We start from the raw sequence: 14,714 nt of genomic DNA on the forward strand, positions 1-14,714 counted from the left end.
GACGCGGACCGCGGAAGCACGACACTGACCGAGAAGCGAGCGGCCCAACGGTCACTTGCCGCCAACGCCCACACGCCCAACCTCCCCGGCCCCGGTACCGTCACCGACCCCGACCCCGGTCTCCCTCATCCCCGCCCGCGTCCGCGCTCGCGGGCCCTGGAAGGCGTACGACAGGGCGAAGCCCGTGCCGACCGCCACCGCGCCGCCGACCGCGTCCAGGACCCAGTGGTTGCCGGTCGCGACGATGGCCGAGACGGTGAAGAGCGGGTGCAGGAGGCCCAGCGCCTTCATCCACCACTTGGGGGCGATCACCGCGATCACCACCCCGCACCACAGGGACCAGCCGAAGTGCAGCGAGGGCATCGCCGCGTACTGGTTGGTGAGGGCGGTCAGGGTGCCGTAGTCCGGCTTGGAGAAGTCCTGGACGCCGTGGACGGTGTCGATGATGCCGAGCGTGGGCATCAGGCGCGGCGGGGCCAGCGGGAAGAGCCAGAAGCCGATCAGGGCGAGCAGCGTGGCGAAGCCGAGGGACGCGCGGGCCCAGCGGTAGTCGACCGGGCGGCGCCAGTACAGGACGCCGAGGACGGTCAGCGGGACGACGAAGTGGAACGACTCGTAGTAGAAGTCGAAGAAGTCCCGCAGCCAGTCGATCTTCACCACGGCGTGGTTGACCGCGTGTTCGATGTCGATGTGGAGGAAGCGTTCGGCGTCGAGGATCAGATGGCCGTGCTGCTCGGCCGTGGCCCGGCCCTCGGAGTTGCTGCCGCCGGTCGCCGCCAGCCGTACCTGCTGGTAGGCCGCGTACGTGACGCGGATGAGGAGCAGTTCCAGGAGGAGGTTGGGGCGGGTGAGCACCCGGCGCAGGAAGGGCAGGAGGGGGATGCGGCGGAAGCGGGCCGGGGCCTGCGGGGCGTACTCCGTCGGTATCGGGGTCTGGTAGTACGGGGATGTGCGGGAAACGAAGGGCACCGCCGTGGCGGCGGCCAGGGCCGCGAGCAGGACCAGGTTGTCCCGCAGCGGGTACACCACCGGCATGTTCGGCAGCATCATCTTCGCCGGGAGCGTGGTGACGAGGACGACGGCGACCGGCCAGACGTAACGGTCGGAGGCCCGCCTGCCGACCCGGCCGACCACCGCGAGCAGCACCCACAGCAGCTGGTGCTGCCAGGTGGTCGGGGACACGGCGACGGCGGCGCAGCCGGTGAGGGCGACGGCGAGGAGGAGCTGGCCGTCGTGGGCGTAGCGGACCGCGCGGCGCAGGGCGAGCGCGGCGACGCCGGCACCGAGGAGCAGGAAGAGCGCGATCTCCGAGGGGCCCGTGAAGCCGAGGCGGAGGAGGGCCCCGTGCAGGGACTGGTTGGCGAGAGCGTCGGCCTTGCCGCCGAGGCCGACGCCGGCCATGTGGTGCACCCAGTAGGTGTGGGAGTCGTGCGGCAGCGCGGCCCAGGCGAGCGCGGTGCAGGCGGCGAAGGTGCCGGCCGTGGTGAGGGCGGCCCTGCGGCGGCCGGTGAACCACAGCAGCGGGGCGATGAGCAGGACGGTCGGCTGGAGGGCGGCGGCCAGGCCTATGCACAGGCCGCTCGCGCGTTCCCCGCGTACGGTGAAGCAGCCGAGCAGGACGAGCAGGACCGGGATGATGCTGGTCTGCCCGAGCCACAGGGTGTTGCGGACGGGCAGCGACAGCATGAGCAGGCTGATGGCGACGGGCGCGGCCAGCAGCGATGTGCGCCGGCTGATCGGCTGGGGCAGCGCGCGGGCGGCCACCAGCCCGAGGGCGACGACGAGCAGCAGGGTGCCGAAGGTCCAGCCCCAGCCGAGGGCGGCCTCGGCCGAACGCGTGAGCGGTTTGAGGACCAGGCCGCCGAAGGGGGTGCCGGTGAACCGCGTCGAGTCGTAGATCGAGCCGTTCACGTGCAGGACGCCCTCGGGGCCGACCCAGGTCTCCAGGTCGGTGAGCCGTTCGCCGCTCGGGGTGGTCAGGACGACGGTCATCTGCCGTACGGCGAGGATCGCGGCCACCGCCCACAGCGCGAGCCGGGTCGCGCGCAGCCGCGCCCCGACCGCCGATCTTCCGAAGACGTCCGCCGGTCGCCCGCTGTGCTCCACGTTCGCCACGCCTCGTCGGCCTCCCACCCCGTCGTCCCGGCCGCGGCTGCGCGCCGGGTTCCCCTCTGCGCTCCTTCTGAGACTCGCAGACCCCCGGGAGAGGGACGCAGGCAACCCCCGATTCACCTGACGTCGGTCTCCTTTTGTCCGAAAGACCTTAGTCCGGGGTACACCCGGTTGCGCGCCGGGGGCGCGACAAGGATCACAGTGAGCTGCTGGAACGGCACCGCGTGAGCGGGCAGACGTACCTGCGTATGCGCCCTTTAGCTGCACTGTGCATCGATACGCGTACAAGACGTAAGGGGCGGATCTCCGCCTATGGTCGATTTTCGGCCCGTCGTACGTCACCGTCGCCGTCCGGGTCCCGTCCCTGTCCCCGTCGAAAGGTAGGCGAGCCCCGTTTTGGCGACCGCTACCACCGCCACAGCCGTCACCCCGCCCGTCAAGTCGCGGCGGGCCGCCCAGGCCCGTGCCGCCCGCGACGTCACCGTCACCGACCCCGCGCTCGTCAAGCGCGCCGTGAAGGCGGCGGCGCTCGGCAACGCGATGGAGTGGTTCGACTTCGGTGTCTACAGCTACATCGCCGTCACCCTGGGCAAGGTCTTCTTCCCGTCCGGCAACCCGACCGCGCAGCTGCTGTCGACGTTCGGCGCCTTCGCGGCGGCCTTCCTGGTCCGCCCGCTCGGCGGCATGGTCTTCGGCCCGCTGGGCGACCGCGTGGGCCGGCAGAAGGTCCTCGCGGTCACGATGATCATGATGGCGGCGGGTACGTTCGCCATCGGCCTGATCCCGTCGTACACGACGATCGGCGTCGGCGCGCCGCTCCTGCTGCTCGCCGCCCGCCTGGTGCAGGGCTTCTCCACCGGCGGTGAGTACGCGGGCGCGTCCACCTTCATCGCCGAGTACGCGCCGGACAAGAAGCGCGGCTTCTTCGGCAGCTGGCTGGAGTTCGGCACGCTCGCCGGCTACATCGGCGGCGCGGGCCTGGTCACGCTCATGACCGCCCTGCTGTCCTCGGACGACCTCACCTCGTGGGGCTGGCGCATCCCGTTCCTGATCGCGGGCCCGATGGGCATCATCGGCCTGTATCTGCGGATGCGGCTGGAGGAGACCCCGGCGTTCGCGGCGGAGGTCGAGAAGGCGGAGGCGGCCCGGCCGAAGGTGCCGCTGCGCGAGATGATCGCCGGCCAGTGGAAGTCCCTGCTGCTGTGCATGGGCCTGGTCCTGGTCTTCAACGTCACCGACTACATGCTGCTGTCGTACATGCCGAGCTACCTCACCAGTGAGCTGAAGTACGACGAGACGCACGGGCTGCTGGTCGTGCTCGGTGTGATGGCCCTGATGATGATCGTCCAGCCGTTCGTGGGCGCGCTGACCGACCGGGTCGGTCGCCGACCCGTGATCGCGGCGGGCTGCGCGGGCTTCCTGTTCCTGTCCATCCCGGCCCTGCTGCTGATCCGCGAGGGCAGCCTGCTGGCCGTGGGACTGGGCATGGGCGCGCTGGGTCTGCTGCTGGTGTGCTTCACGGCGGCCATGCCGGCCGCGCTGCCCGCCCTGTTCCCGACGCGCGTGCGGTACGGGTCCCTGTCGATCGGGTTCAACGTGTCCGTGTCGCTGTTCGGCGGTACGACTCCGCTGGTCGTGACCGCGCTGATCGGGGCGACCGGGAACATGATGATGCCCGCCTACTACATGATGGCCGCGGCTGTCGTGGGCGGTGTCGCGGTGTGGCGGATGTCGGAGTCGGCGGGGCGGCCGCTGCCGGGTTCCGCGCCGTCCGTGGAGGGTCGCTGAGCGCCGCAGGGGTGCGGGCCGTGTGCCGGGTGCGGGTCCGTCGTGCCCTTTCGGGCAGTTCCCCGCGCCCCTGGGGAGCTTGCACACCGTCGGTTTAGGGCGCCGCCCCAGCCTGCGAACAGTCGCCCGCAGACGCCGTTCTCCTGAGATCATCGGAGCAGGACACTCGGGAAAGGCAGCAGACGCTATGAGCGGGTCGCAGGTCTGGGACGACGTCGACGACTACTTCATCAACACGCTGTCACCGGACGACGAGGCACTGCGCGCGGCCCTGCGGGACAGTGATGCCGCCGGGCTGCCCGCCATCGCCGTCACGGCGACGCAGGGCAAGTTCCTCCAGTTGCTCGCCGAGTTGCAGGGCGCCCGGCACATCCTGGAGATCGGCACACTCGCCGGGTACAGCACGATCTGGCTGGCCCGCGCCCTGCCCGAGGACGGGAGGCTGATCTCGCTGGAGTACAGCGCCAAGCACGCGGAGGTGGCCGTGCGGAACATCGCCCGCGCGGGCCTGGACCGGATCGCGGAGGTGCGGGTGGGCCCGGCCCTGGAGTCGCTGCCCAAGCTCGCCGACGAGAACCCGGCCCCCTTCGACCTGGTCTTCATCGACGCGGACAAGGCCAACAACCCGCACTACGTGGAGTGGGCGCTGCGGCTCACCCGGGCGGGCAGCCTGATCGTCCTGGACAACGTGGTGCGCGGCGGCCGGGTGGCCGACGCGAGCAGCACCGAACCGGACGTGGTCGGCACCCGTGCCGCGATCGAACTGATCGCCACTCACCCCCGGTTGACCGGTACGGCGATCCAGACGGTCGGCAGCAAGGGGTACGACGGGTTCGCGCTGGCCCGGGTGCTCGGCTGAGGTCACTCGGGCCAGTGCTCGTGTCGGCTCAGACCTCGTGGTAGAAGCCGACGTTGACGCTGCGCGGCGCGGTGCGGTCCTGGATGACGATCTCGCCGGACCCGCCGTGCGGCAGCGGGACGGTCCCGCCGTAGCCGACGGGCTGCGCGTACTCCCCGACGGTGAGCCGGACCTCGGAGGCCGGGTCGGGCTGGGAGCCCCGCAGCCAGGTCAGCTGCCAGGCGCCGTCCGGGCCGCACAGGAACTCCAGGTGGACGCGGGACACGAACAGCCAGTCGTCGGGGGTGACCAGCCGGCACACCGCCCCGTCCCGGCCGATCCGCAGCACGGCGCCGGGCTCGCTGGGCGCCTCGGCCATCGTCATGCCGGCGGTGGCGCCCGCGTCCGCCCCGGAGACGGTGGCCATGGTGAGTTCGAGCACGAGGTTCCCCCTGAAAAACGTCCTGTGCGGTGGCTTCGGCGCGGCGGGCGGGGTGCCGTACCGCCGCCGCATGATAAAACGCCCGGCGGGGTCGCGTCCGGCACAATGGGTTCATGACCGAGCGAAAGCCACCGGGGGTCCCGTTCGAGTCCTGGGTGGACAAGCAGATCCGCGACGCGCAGGGGCGCGGGGAGTTCGACCGGTTGCCGGGTGCGGGGGCGCCGCTGCCCACGGAGGTCGACTCCACCTACGACGAACTGTGGTGGGTCAAGCGGAAGTTGGTCCGTGAGGGGCTGGCCGTGCTGCCGCCCGCGCTGGCGCTGCGCAAGGAGGCGGAGGACGCGCTGGAGGCGGCGTACGCGGCGCCCTCGGAGCGGATCGCCCGGAAGATCATCGAAGACGTCAACGTCCGGATCAAGGACATGATGTTCAAGCCGCCGCCCGGTCCGCCGCTGGGGAAGAAGCCGTACGACGTCGAGGAGGTCGTACGCGAATGGCGGCAGCGCAGGGCTGCCGCCAGGGGTGACGGGGGCGTGGCGGGCTCAGCCGTGTAGCAGCCGCCCGGCCAGCTCCCGGTAGTCGCGCAGGGCGAGTCGCAGCTGTTCGGTGTCGGTCTCGGCGCCGGGGCCGCGTCCCTCGGTGCCCTCCCAGGACATCCGCAGGGTACGGCGGCGACGTGTGACGGCCTCGGTGAACCGCGCGGCGATCTCCTCCACCGTGCGGTCGGCCTGCTCGACGGCCTCCCTGGGCTCGTCCACGAACCCGGCCACCACCTCCCGCAGCCGTCGCTCCCACTGCTCGGTCTCCTCGTGCGGCAGCAGCGGGGCGCCGGTGCCGGAGGGGGCGGTGGCGGTCGCCCCGACGGCGCCGGTGGCGCTGCGGCCGGGTGCTGCGGGGCTGCCCGGCGCCGTCGGCCAGGTGTCCGCCGCCCGCGCCTCGGTCATCCGGGCCTCGCGCCCGCTGACCTCACCGACGGACGGAGCCCCGAGCCCGTTGTCCGGCATCACGCCTTCCTCCTCCCCGGCCCACTCGGGACCACCGGTGCTCGTACCGACGGTGCGGCTGTCCCGCCCGCCGTACATCCGCGACCCTCGCCCCTCCGCACCGGGTGTCTCCGGCCCCAGCTCCTCCGTGCCGGGCCGCAGTCCCTCGGAGCCGTGGCGCGCGGGGCCCGTGGCGTCTCCGGACACTCCGGAGGTGGGGCTCCCGGCGGCGCCCCGGCGGGACTCCGTGTCCTCGGACACGTCGGAGGTGGGGCTTCCCACCGGGCCCGGGGTCGGCTCGGCATCCCCGGACACTCCGGACTCCGGCATGCCCGCAGGGCCCGGGGGCGGCTGCGGCGTGTCCTCCGGGGTGCGGTCGTCCCCGGTCAGCCCTTCCCGGCCGGGGCCGGCCGAGCCGGGGAGCTGTCCGCTCTCCCCCTCGCCCGGGGTCCGGCCGCGCGTGTCCTCCTCCGGGGTCCGGCCGGCCGCATCCGCGCCGCGGAGCCAGCCGCTCGCGCCCTCGCTCGACGGCCGGCCGCCTCCGCCGGACCCCGCGCCCGGAGCCCGGCCACCCTGGCTGGGCCCCGTGCCCGGAGCCCGGCCGCCTCCGCTCTCCCGTGCTCCCGGTTCGCCGGGCAGGCGTTCCTCCGGGCGGGGCCTTCTCGGGGTTCGACGGCCGGGGGCCGCGTCGCCCGGTGCCCACTCGTCTCTCTGTTCCGACTCCTGCTCCGGCGTCCACTCGTCCCCACGCGAGAGGCGCTCCGGGCGGTGCCGGTCGCCGCCGGAGCCGCTCATCCTGTCCGTCATGGCGTTCAGCTCTCCTTCGGTCGGCTCCGGTGCAGAGCCCACGGCATGTGGGAGCGGGCGTGGGAGCGGGTCGTGGCGGGAGGCGTCGGGCGGCCCGTGCCGGCGGGGGCCCGGTGCCGGCCGGGCTCGGCGCTGGTCAGGTCGTCGAAGAGGGCCCGGGCGCCGAGCAGCGCCGACCGCAGCTCCTCGGTTCCCGCGCCGGTCCCGCCCGGTCCGGCGCCGGTGGCCGCGCGGGCCACCCGGTGCACCTGCCGGTAGCCGTCGACGTGGTCGGCGTGGTGCACGGACAGCGCGGCGAGCTGCTCCTCGTACCGCCCGCCGTCGGGGTAGCCCCGAGCGGCGGCGAGTTCTCCGATGAGGAGGTCGGCCTCGGCCACCGCCTGCCGGGGCGAGTCGACGAAGTGTTCCTGCACGGCCGTCCAACGGTCCGCGTACCGCTGCCGCTCGGCGCCGTCCAGCGGCCGTTCCCTCAGGTCACCGTGGCGCTCGAGGCGCTCGGTCAGCTCCCGTTCGGCGGCCTTGGTGTCCCCGTCGTGCAGGGCCACGGTCCGCTCGTACTCGGGCCCGAAGCGCCGCTTCAGGTGGGGCCCGCCGCGCCGGGCGCGGCCACGCACGGTCAGGGCGGCTGCGCCGAGGACCACGACCGCCGCGATCACGATCAACAGAATGATCAGGCCTGTGGACATGGTTGCCTTCCGATCGGACCGGCCCCGCTGGCCGGTTCTCCCTTCGGGTGACCCGGAAGCCCGCCCACAAACGGCTCCCCGACCCGGTTCGGCCCCGACATATCCGGTTGCGGAGGGGGTGGGACGGCTCCCGACAATGGCCGGCATGACGTGGACGATCGCCCCGGAACCGTACGACTCCCCGGCCGCCGCCGCGCTGTGGCGGGCGTACTACACGGAGGTCAGCGACCGCTGGTACCTGCTGCACGAGGGGCACCGCACCGACCCGGACGAGCTGGAGCGGGAGGTCGCGGCCCGCAGCGGTGCCGACCTCGCGCCGCCGCGCGGGCAGTTGCTCGTCGGGCGGTACGACGGCACGCCGGCCGGTTCGGCGGGCGTACGGCTGCTGGGCCCGGACACGGCCGAGCTGACCCGGGTGTTCGTGCTGCCGGAGCTGCGCGGCCGGGGCGGGGCCCCGCTCCTCGTCGCCGCCGCCGAGGAGGCCGCCCGTGCCCTCGGCGCCCGGCGGATCGTCCTCGACACCCGTGGCGACCTGGTCGAGGCCCGCGCCCTGTACGCCCGCCTCGGCTACACGGAGACCGGCCCGCACAACACCGACCCGTACGCCGAACACTGGTTCCGCAAGGCACTGCTGCCGGCGGGGGCCGTCAACTGACCTTCGTCACCGTGCCGTTGTGCGGTCGTTCGCGTTCGGCGCCGCAGAGTTCGCCGGTGAGGTCGCGGACCAGCTGGGTGAGGTCGGTCGAGCGGCCGGGCTGCCACCAGTCGCCGAGCAGTTCGGCCAGGGACTCCTCGCGGGCCGTGGCGAGCCGTTCGGCGACCTCGCGGCCGGCGTCGGTCAGGACGAGGTCCAGGCCCCGGCGTTCGGCGAGCCGCCGTTCCTCGACCTGGCGGGCGGCGGCCATGACCGCCTGGAGCGGGACCGGGCTGCGCTCGGCCAGCACCGCCGGTTCGACGGAGCCGTAGCGGCGGACGCGCAGCAGCATCCAGCTGGCGGCGGGCAGCAGGTCGTATCCGGCCCGTTCGGTGATCTTCTGGTAGATCTCGCGGCGGCCCTCCCGGGTGCCGAGCAGGGACAGGGCGCGGCACACCTCGTCGTAGGAGGAGCGCTCGACCGGGTTGGGCGGGATGGTCTCGGAGACGTCGGGCGCGGTGACGGAGCCGCGCAGCCGGTCCTCCTTCAGGAGCCAGGCCAGCAGGAAGCCGAGGAGGGCGACGGGCGCGGCGTAGAGGAAGACGTCGGTGATGGCGGACGCGTACGCGTGCAGGGCCGCCGGGCGCAGCGGGGGCGGCAGGGCGGCGATGCCCCGGGGATCGGCCTTCAGCGCGTCGGGGGTGGCGCCGGGCGGCAGGCGCACGCCCCGGAAGGCGTCGGTGAGCTTGTCGCCGAGGCGGCTCGCGAAGACCGTGCCGAAGATGGCCACGCCGAAGGAGGCGCCGATGGAGCGGAAGAAAGTGGCGCCGGAGGTGGCGACGCCGAGGTCCTCGTAGGAGACGGCGTTCTGCACGATGAGCACCAGGACCTGCATGACGAGCCCGAGGCCGACGCCGAAGACGAAGAAGTAGACGCTCATCACGGCGGTCGCGCTGTGCTCGTCGAGCCGGTGCAGGAGCAGCAGGCCGAGGGTGGTGACGGCGGTGCCGGCGATCGGGAACACCTTCCAGCGGCCGGTGCGGCTGACGATCTGCCCGGAGAGGGTGGACGACAGCAGCAGGCCGAACACCATCGGCAGCATGTGGACGCCGGACAGGGTCGGGGAGATGCCGTGCACGACCTGGAGGAAGGTCGGCAGGTAGGTCAGCGCGCCGAACATGGCGAAGCCGACGATGAAGCTGATGACGGCGGCCAGGGTGAAGGTGCGGATGCGGAACAGCTTGAGCGGCAGGACCGGTTCGGCGGCCCGGCGCTCGACGGCGACGAACGCCACGGCGAGGACGACGCCCAGCACGGCGAGCCCGATGATCTGCGCCGAGTTCCAGGGCCAGGTGGTGCCGCCGAGCGAGGCGACCAGCACCAGGCAGGTGGCGACGGCGGCGATCAGGAACGTCCCCAGGTAGTCGATGACGTGGCGGGCGGTGCGGCGCGGGATGCGCAGGGCGGCGGCGATCACGGCGAGCGCGATCACGCCGATGGGCAGGTTGACGTAGAAGACCCAGCGCCAGCTGAGGTGTTCGGTGAACAGCCCGCCGAGCAGCGGCCCGAGCACGCTGGTCGTGCCGAACACGGCGCCGAACAGACCCTGGTACCGCCCGCGTTCCCGCGGCGGCACGAGGTCGCCGACGATCGCCATGGACAGCACCAGCAGCCCGCCGCCGCCGAGGCCCTGCACCGCCCGGAAGGCGATGAGCTGGGGCATGTCCCGCGCCGTGCCGCACAGCGCCGACCCGATCAGGAAGATCACGATGGCCGTCTGGAACAGCCGCTTGCGGCCGTACTGGTCACCGAGCTTGCCCCACAGCGGGGTGGCGGCGGTCGAGGCCAGCAGATAGGCGGTGACGACCCAGGAGAGGTGCTCCAGGCCGCCGAGGTCGCTCACGATCGTCGGCAGCGCCGTCGACACGATGGTCTGGTCGAGCGCGGCGAGCAGCAGCCCGAGCAGCAGCGCGCCGATCGGCACCAGCACACTGCCCGGAACGTGTTCGCCGCTGCCCACGTCCTTCGCCGCGCCATGCGTGTCCAGCGCCATGGAGACCTCCCGGGCTCGGGTGCACCTCTTCCATCGTGATCGGTGTCACCACTTATGGCCTGTCCAGTCCTGCGGATGTGGAGGGAATACGCATAATCTCTGAAGTTCCCGAGGGGAGGGGACACACGCGTGACGGGAGAGCGGGGCACCCTGTGCCCGGAGTGCGGGACGCCGAGGGGGCCGGACAACACGCCGTCGTGCGACTGCACGGCGCGCGCGTCCGAGGCCCTGCGCGAGACCCGCACGGCCGAGGCGGCAGCGGCGGAGGACTTCGACCCGCTGCGGATACGGCCGTACGTGGAGATGCGCCCGGCCCCGGAGGAGCCCGCGCCCCCACGACCCGCCGAGGCCGTACCGCCACCGCACCCGGAGACGCCCGCGCCGTTTGCCCCGACAGCGGAGCCGGACGCGCCCACGGCCGGGCCCGAGGACGACCGGCCCCGGCGGCGCTCCCGTCGTACGGTGCTGCTGGCCGCCGGGGGCGCGGGCGTGGCCGTCGTCGCGGTGGCCGGTTTCGCGCTGTTCTCCTACCAGGCGCCGGCCCGGGACCGGGCGGCTCAGGAGGTCAGGGAGAGCATTCCGGAGACGACGACACGGGCACCGTCCTCGGCGACGGCACCGGCACCCCCGGCCGCACCCCGCGCACCTCTCCCCTCCCCCTCGGCGACGACCGGCCCGAGCCCGTCCCCGGGCTCCGCCTCGCCGACCCCGTCCCCCACACCCTCCGACAGCACCTCCCGCACCGCCTCACCGACGCCGTCGACGACACCCTCGGGCACCCCGCCGACCACACCGGCCGCACCACCGGTCCTCCGACGCGGCGACACGGGCCCGGAGGTCACCGAGCTCCAGCAGCGCCTACGCCGGCTGAACCTCTACGGCGACCGGATCAACGGCACCTTCACCCGCCCGGTCGAGGACGCGGTACGCAACTACCAGCTGGCCCGAGGCATCAGGGGCGACGACCTGGGAACGTACGGCCCGGCCACCCGGAAGAGCCTGGAGGCGGAGACGACGGAGCCTTGAGAACGCCGGGGCGCCATCAACCCAGGGGGCGCGGGGCTGTATCGATATGCGGGGCCGCCGCGTGGACGCGTGGACGCGAACAACCAGACCGCACCCGAACCCGCGCCCGCTCCCCCACAACGCGCCCGGAACCCCGCGTCAGCCGATGTGCAGCCGAATCCCCCCACCGGCCACCGCCTCGACCCGCACCTCCGTAAGGTCCCGCACCACCACGTCCGGCTCATGAAACACCGCACGTGAACCGACGCCCACCACCCGCATCCCCGCGGAGCGCCCCGCCGCGATCCCCGCGCCGGAGTCCTCGAAGACGACGCAGTCGGCCGGGTCGACGCCCAGTTCGGCGGCGCCCTTCAGGAACCCCTCGGGGTCCGGCTTGCTCGCGCCGACCGACTCGGCGGTGATGCGGACGGCCGGCAGGGGCAGCCCGGCGGCGTTCATGCGGGCGGTGGACAGGGCGACGTCGGCGGAGGTCACCAGGGCGTGCGGCAGCCCCTCCAGCGAGGAGAGGAACGTGCGCGCGCCGGGGATCTCGATCACGCCGTCGGTGTCGGCGGTCTCCTCGGCGAGCATGCGGGCGTTGTCGGCGAGGTTCTGCTCGACCGGCCGGTCGGGGAGGAGGACGGCCATGGAGGCGTGGCCCTGCCGGCCGTGCACGACCTTCATCACCTCGTCACCGTCCAGCCCGTGCCGCTCGGCCCAGCGCCGCCAGATGCGCTCGACCACGGCGTCCGAGTTGACGAGGGTGCCGTCCATGTCGAGCAGGAGGGCGCGGGCGGTGAGGACGGTGGGCGTGGCGGTGGCCGGCATCGGCAGCTCCAGGAACGAAAGGCCCCGGGTCGGGTGGGACGTCGGGAGGGACAAGGCGGCCCCGCCCGCCGGTCAGGGAAAACGGGCGGGAGCCACTTTGTTCCCCCACGGTACAAAACCTGGCCCCGTTCCCGCCACCACCCCGGCGAGCATTCACCTGACGTTCAGCTCCGCTGGACAGCACGGCCGAGCCGTCCCGGTCAGCCGCTCACCGCCTCCCACAGGCTCCACACGCCGAGCGCCAGCATCAGCAGCGCCGCGATCTGCGTGATCAGCCGCAGCGGCACCCGCTTCATCAGGGCCTTTCCGCCGACGATGCCGAGCCCGGCGACGGCCCACAGGCCGAGCACCGCGCCGAGACCGACGGAGATCGGGTCGTCGTAGCGGGCGGCCAGGTTGGCGGTCATGATCTGGGTGAGATCGCCGAACTCGGCGACCAGGATGAGCATGAAGCCGGTCCCCGCGACCTTCCAGAACGACTGGTCGGCGGGCTTCTTGACCTCTTCCTCCTCCTCGCCCTTCTTCAGCAGGAGCATCGCGGCCCCGCCGAGGAAGAGGACGCCGGTGAGGGCGTGCACGATCTGCTGCGGCAGCAGGGTCAGCACGCTGCCGGCCGCGACGGCGAGCACGACGTGCAGCAGGAAGGCGGCGGCGACGCCCGCGAAGACGTACGAGGCGCGGTAACGGGTGCCGAGGACGAGGCCGGCGAGCGCGGTCTTGTCCGGCAGTTCGGCGAGGAAGATGACGCCGAAGACGAGCGCCGTCACGGTGATGCTGATCAAAGTTCCTCAATCGGTCGGGCTGCCCCACCGAGAGTGTGGTACGTCACGCGATGACACCTCGGCACGGCAGCGCACTCGGAGCCCGCGCCGGAAGGCACGGGCGTGCACTGCTGCCGAAGGTCTCGCTGGCGGACCTCGATGGAACTCGGTGGTCCGCCTCCGGGCGCCGGCTCAGGCTCGCTGAGCAGTATGTCGACGGTCCGGCGAAGAGCTACTCCCCTTCTGCGCTCCCCATCGTACGGGATGTGAAAGTTCCGTCGTCAACCTTGTCGTGACATGTGCACGTCACTAACTTCTTACCGAGCGCTCACCCTCCGGCAACACCGCCCCGCGAGCATTCCCTCGCTCGCGCTCCAACACCGCCATCCCACAAGGGAGTTCACGCATGCCGAAGTTCTACGCGCGTCGACGGACGAGCATACTCGCGGCCCTCACCGGTCTGATAGCCTCCGTCGCCCTGTTCAACTCCCCGAACGCCTCCGCGGCCCTCCCCACGCCGGTCAGCGGCGCCACCGCCCGCAGCTACCTCTCCCAGCTCACCGTGGCCACCGAGAACCGCACCGGCTACAGCCGCGATCTCTTCCCGCACTGGATCACCATCAGCGGCAGCTGCAACACCCGCGAGACGGTCCTCAAGCGCGACGGCTCGAACGTCGTGACCGACTCCTCCTGCGCCGCCACCAGCGGCAGCTGGTACTCCCCGTACGACGGCGCCACCTGGACCGCCGCCGCCGACCTCGACATCGACCACCTCGTGCCGCTGGCCGAGGCGTGGGACTCCGGGGCGAGCAAGTGGACGACGGCGCAGCGGCAGGCGTTCGCGAACGACCTGACCCGGCCGCAGCTGATCGCCGTGACCGACAACGTCAACCAGGCCAAGGGTGACCAGGACCCGGCCACGTGGGTGCCGTCCCGGTCGGCGTACCTGTGCACGTACGTGCGGGCGTGGGTGCAGGTGAAGTACTACTACAACCTGTCGGTGGACTCGGCGGAGAAGAGCGCGCTGACGAACGATCTGGCCGGCTGCTGAGATCCGCCGCCGCGCCGTGGGGCTACCGGCCCCTCGGCGACTGCGGGACTGTTGTGGCTGGCCGCGCCGTTCCCCGCGCCCCTTCGGGGCGCTCAGGAAACCGGGCGGCGCATCAGGAAACCCGCTGCCGCGCCCGCGCCGAACAGGGCCGCCACCGAGACGCCCGTGGCCAGCCAGGTCGCGCCCAGCCACTGGGCGCCGTAGTAGCCGAGGGCCACGCTGTACGCGGCCCAGGACAGGCCGGCCAGGGCGGACCAGGGCAGGAAGTCGCGGACGCGGCGGTGCGCGGCGCCGGCGCAGAAGGAGACGACCGAGCGGCCGGCGGGGGCGAAGCGGGCGAGGACGACCAGCGCGCCGCCGCCCCGGGCGAGGGCGTCGCCGAGACGTTCCTGCGCGGTGGTCAGCCGCCGGGAGCGGGCTATCGCCCGGTCCAGCCGCTCCCCGCCGCGCCAGGCCAGCCGGTACGCCACCAGGTCGCCGAGGACGGAGGCGGTCGCGGCGGACAGGATCAGGGCCAGGATGTCCGGCACCTCGTGCGGGACCTGGCCCGCCGCCGCGCCCGAGCCGGCCGCCGCTGCCGTGCCGGCCGTGATGACGAGCACACCGCTGGGCAGGACCGGCAGGAACACGTCGAGCAGCACCGACAGGGCCACCACGGCATAGATCCACGGCCCGGCCGCCAGCGACCCCACGCTCTCGAACACGACGACTCCCGTCACTCCCCCG

The 14,714-nt window shown here is 72.9% G+C and carries 14 protein-coding genes; 6 read left to right on the forward strand and 8 right to left on the reverse strand.

What is annotated here, in order from left to right; all coding sequences use genetic code 11:
* Positions 1 to 51: 51 nt before the first annotated feature.
* Positions 52 to 2,115: a bifunctional glycosyltransferase 87/phosphatase PAP2 family protein gene (locus ACZ4WH_RS29475; protein ID WP_468186238.1), complete on the reverse strand. Its 2,064-nt coding sequence runs from the start codon at positions 2,113 to 2,115 to the stop codon at positions 52 to 54.
* Positions 2,116 to 2,508: 393 nt separating this feature from the next.
* On the opposite strand from ACZ4WH_RS29475, the gene proP reads away from it, so the two are divergent.
* Both proP and ACZ4WH_RS29485 read left to right on the forward strand, forming a co-directional pair.
* Complete coding sequence (proP, locus tag ACZ4WH_RS29480; protein ID WP_468186240.1) at positions 2,509 to 3,900, forward strand: glycine betaine/L-proline transporter ProP; 1,392 nt, start codon at positions 2,509 to 2,511, stop codon at positions 3,898 to 3,900.
* Positions 3,901 to 4,087: 187 nt separating this feature from the next.
* Positions 4,088 to 4,759: an O-methyltransferase gene (locus ACZ4WH_RS29485; protein ID WP_468186242.1), complete on the forward strand. Its 672-nt coding sequence runs from the start codon at positions 4,088 to 4,090 to the stop codon at positions 4,757 to 4,759.
* Between the two features lie 28 nt (positions 4,760 to 4,787).
* Here the strand turns inward: ACZ4WH_RS29485 and ACZ4WH_RS29490 are convergent, their stop codons facing one another.
* Positions 4,788 to 5,180 (reverse strand): hypothetical protein, encoded by a 393-nt coding sequence (locus tag ACZ4WH_RS29490; protein WP_468186244.1) that lies wholly within the window; start codon positions 5,178 to 5,180, stop codon positions 4,788 to 4,790.
* A gap of 113 nt (positions 5,181 to 5,293) precedes the next feature.
* On the opposite strand from ACZ4WH_RS29490, the gene ACZ4WH_RS29495 reads away from it, so the two are divergent.
* Complete coding sequence (locus tag ACZ4WH_RS29495) at positions 5,294 to 5,734, forward strand: DnaJ family domain-containing protein (protein ID WP_030649369.1); 441 nt, start codon at positions 5,294 to 5,296, stop codon at positions 5,732 to 5,734.
* On the opposite strand, the gene ACZ4WH_RS29500 is transcribed toward ACZ4WH_RS29495, so the two are convergent.
* Positions 5,723 to 6,970 (reverse strand): hypothetical protein, encoded by a 1,248-nt coding sequence (locus ACZ4WH_RS29500; protein ID WP_468186247.1) that lies wholly within the window; start codon positions 6,968 to 6,970, stop codon positions 5,723 to 5,725. The genes ACZ4WH_RS29495 and ACZ4WH_RS29500 overlap by 12 nt on opposite strands.
* A 5-nt stretch (positions 6,971 to 6,975) precedes the next feature.
* Positions 6,976 to 7,656: a hypothetical protein gene (locus ACZ4WH_RS29505; protein WP_468186249.1), complete on the reverse strand. Its 681-nt coding sequence runs from the start codon at positions 7,654 to 7,656 to the stop codon at positions 6,976 to 6,978.
* A gap of 136 nt (positions 7,657 to 7,792) precedes the next feature.
* On the opposite strand from ACZ4WH_RS29505, the gene ACZ4WH_RS29510 reads away from it, so the two are divergent.
* Positions 7,793 to 8,311, forward strand: a complete 519-nt coding sequence (locus ACZ4WH_RS29510; RefSeq protein ID WP_468186251.1) for a GNAT family N-acetyltransferase — start codon at positions 7,793 to 7,795, stop codon at positions 8,309 to 8,311.
* Here the strand turns inward: ACZ4WH_RS29510 and ACZ4WH_RS29515 are convergent.
* Positions 8,304 to 10,343: a DHA2 family efflux MFS transporter permease subunit gene (locus ACZ4WH_RS29515; protein ID WP_468186253.1), complete on the reverse strand. Its 2,040-nt coding sequence runs from the start codon at positions 10,341 to 10,343 to the stop codon at positions 8,304 to 8,306. The genes ACZ4WH_RS29510 and ACZ4WH_RS29515 overlap by 8 nt on opposite strands.
* Before the next feature lie 129 nt (positions 10,344 to 10,472).
* Between ACZ4WH_RS29515 and ACZ4WH_RS29520 the strand changes: the two genes are divergently transcribed.
* The gene (locus tag ACZ4WH_RS29520; RefSeq protein WP_468186255.1) at positions 10,473 to 11,369 is read left to right on the forward strand and encodes a peptidoglycan-binding domain-containing protein; all 897 of its coding nucleotides are present in this window, start codon (positions 10,473 to 10,475) and stop codon (positions 11,367 to 11,369) included.
* 138 nt (positions 11,370 to 11,507) lie between these two features.
* Here ACZ4WH_RS29520 and ACZ4WH_RS29525 read toward each other — a convergent pair whose 3' ends face one another.
* Both ACZ4WH_RS29525 and ACZ4WH_RS29530 read right to left on the reverse strand, forming a co-directional pair.
* Positions 11,508 to 12,176 (reverse strand): HAD family hydrolase, encoded by a 669-nt coding sequence (locus ACZ4WH_RS29525; protein ID WP_468186258.1) that lies wholly within the window; start codon positions 12,174 to 12,176, stop codon positions 11,508 to 11,510.
* Positions 12,177 to 12,376: 200 nt separating this feature from the next.
* Positions 12,377 to 12,958, reverse strand: a complete 582-nt coding sequence (locus tag ACZ4WH_RS29530) for a TMEM165/GDT1 family protein (protein ID WP_030985911.1) — start codon at positions 12,956 to 12,958, stop codon at positions 12,377 to 12,379.
* Between the two features lie 385 nt (positions 12,959 to 13,343).
* On the opposite strand from ACZ4WH_RS29530, the gene ACZ4WH_RS29535 reads away from it, so the two are divergent.
* Positions 13,344 to 13,988: an HNH endonuclease family protein gene (locus ACZ4WH_RS29535; RefSeq protein ID WP_468186261.1), complete on the forward strand. Its 645-nt coding sequence runs from the start codon at positions 13,344 to 13,346 to the stop codon at positions 13,986 to 13,988.
* A 92-nt stretch (positions 13,989 to 14,080) separates the two neighbouring features.
* On the opposite strand, the gene ACZ4WH_RS29540 is transcribed toward ACZ4WH_RS29535, so the two are convergent.
* Positions 14,081 to 14,692, reverse strand: a complete 612-nt coding sequence (locus ACZ4WH_RS29540) for a DedA family protein (protein ID WP_468186264.1) — start codon at positions 14,690 to 14,692, stop codon at positions 14,081 to 14,083.
* Between the last annotated feature and the right edge of the window lie 22 nt (positions 14,693 to 14,714).

It is taken from the genome of Streptomyces sp. NPDC029138 (genome assembly GCF_055564375.1).

Coding starts and splice junctions, on each gene's coding strand:
- ACZ4WH_RS29485 (WP_468186242.1), top strand. CDS start 4,088: ATGAGCGGGTCGCAGGTCTGGGACGACGTCGACGACTACTTCATCAAC.
- ACZ4WH_RS29495 (WP_030649369.1), top strand. CDS start 5,294: ATGACCGAGCGAAAGCCACCGGGGGTCCCGTTCGAGTCCTGGGTGGAC.
- ACZ4WH_RS29500 (WP_468186247.1), bottom strand. CDS start 6,970: ATGACGGACAGGATGAGCGGCTCCGGCGGCGACCGGCACCGCCCGGAG.
- ACZ4WH_RS29505 (WP_468186249.1), bottom strand. CDS start 7,656: ATGTCCACAGGCCTGATCATTCTGTTGATCGTGATCGCGGCGGTCGTG.
- ACZ4WH_RS29510 (WP_468186251.1), top strand. CDS start 7,793: ATGGCCGGCATGACGTGGACGATCGCCCCGGAACCGTACGACTCCCCG.
- ACZ4WH_RS29515 (WP_468186253.1), bottom strand. CDS start 10,343: ATGGCGCTGGACACGCATGGCGCGGCGAAGGACGTGGGCAGCGGCGAA.
- ACZ4WH_RS29525 (WP_468186258.1), bottom strand. CDS start 12,176: ATGCCGGCCACCGCCACGCCCACCGTCCTCACCGCCCGCGCCCTCCTG.
- ACZ4WH_RS29535 (WP_468186261.1), top strand. CDS start 13,344: ATGCCGAAGTTCTACGCGCGTCGACGGACGAGCATACTCGCGGCCCTC.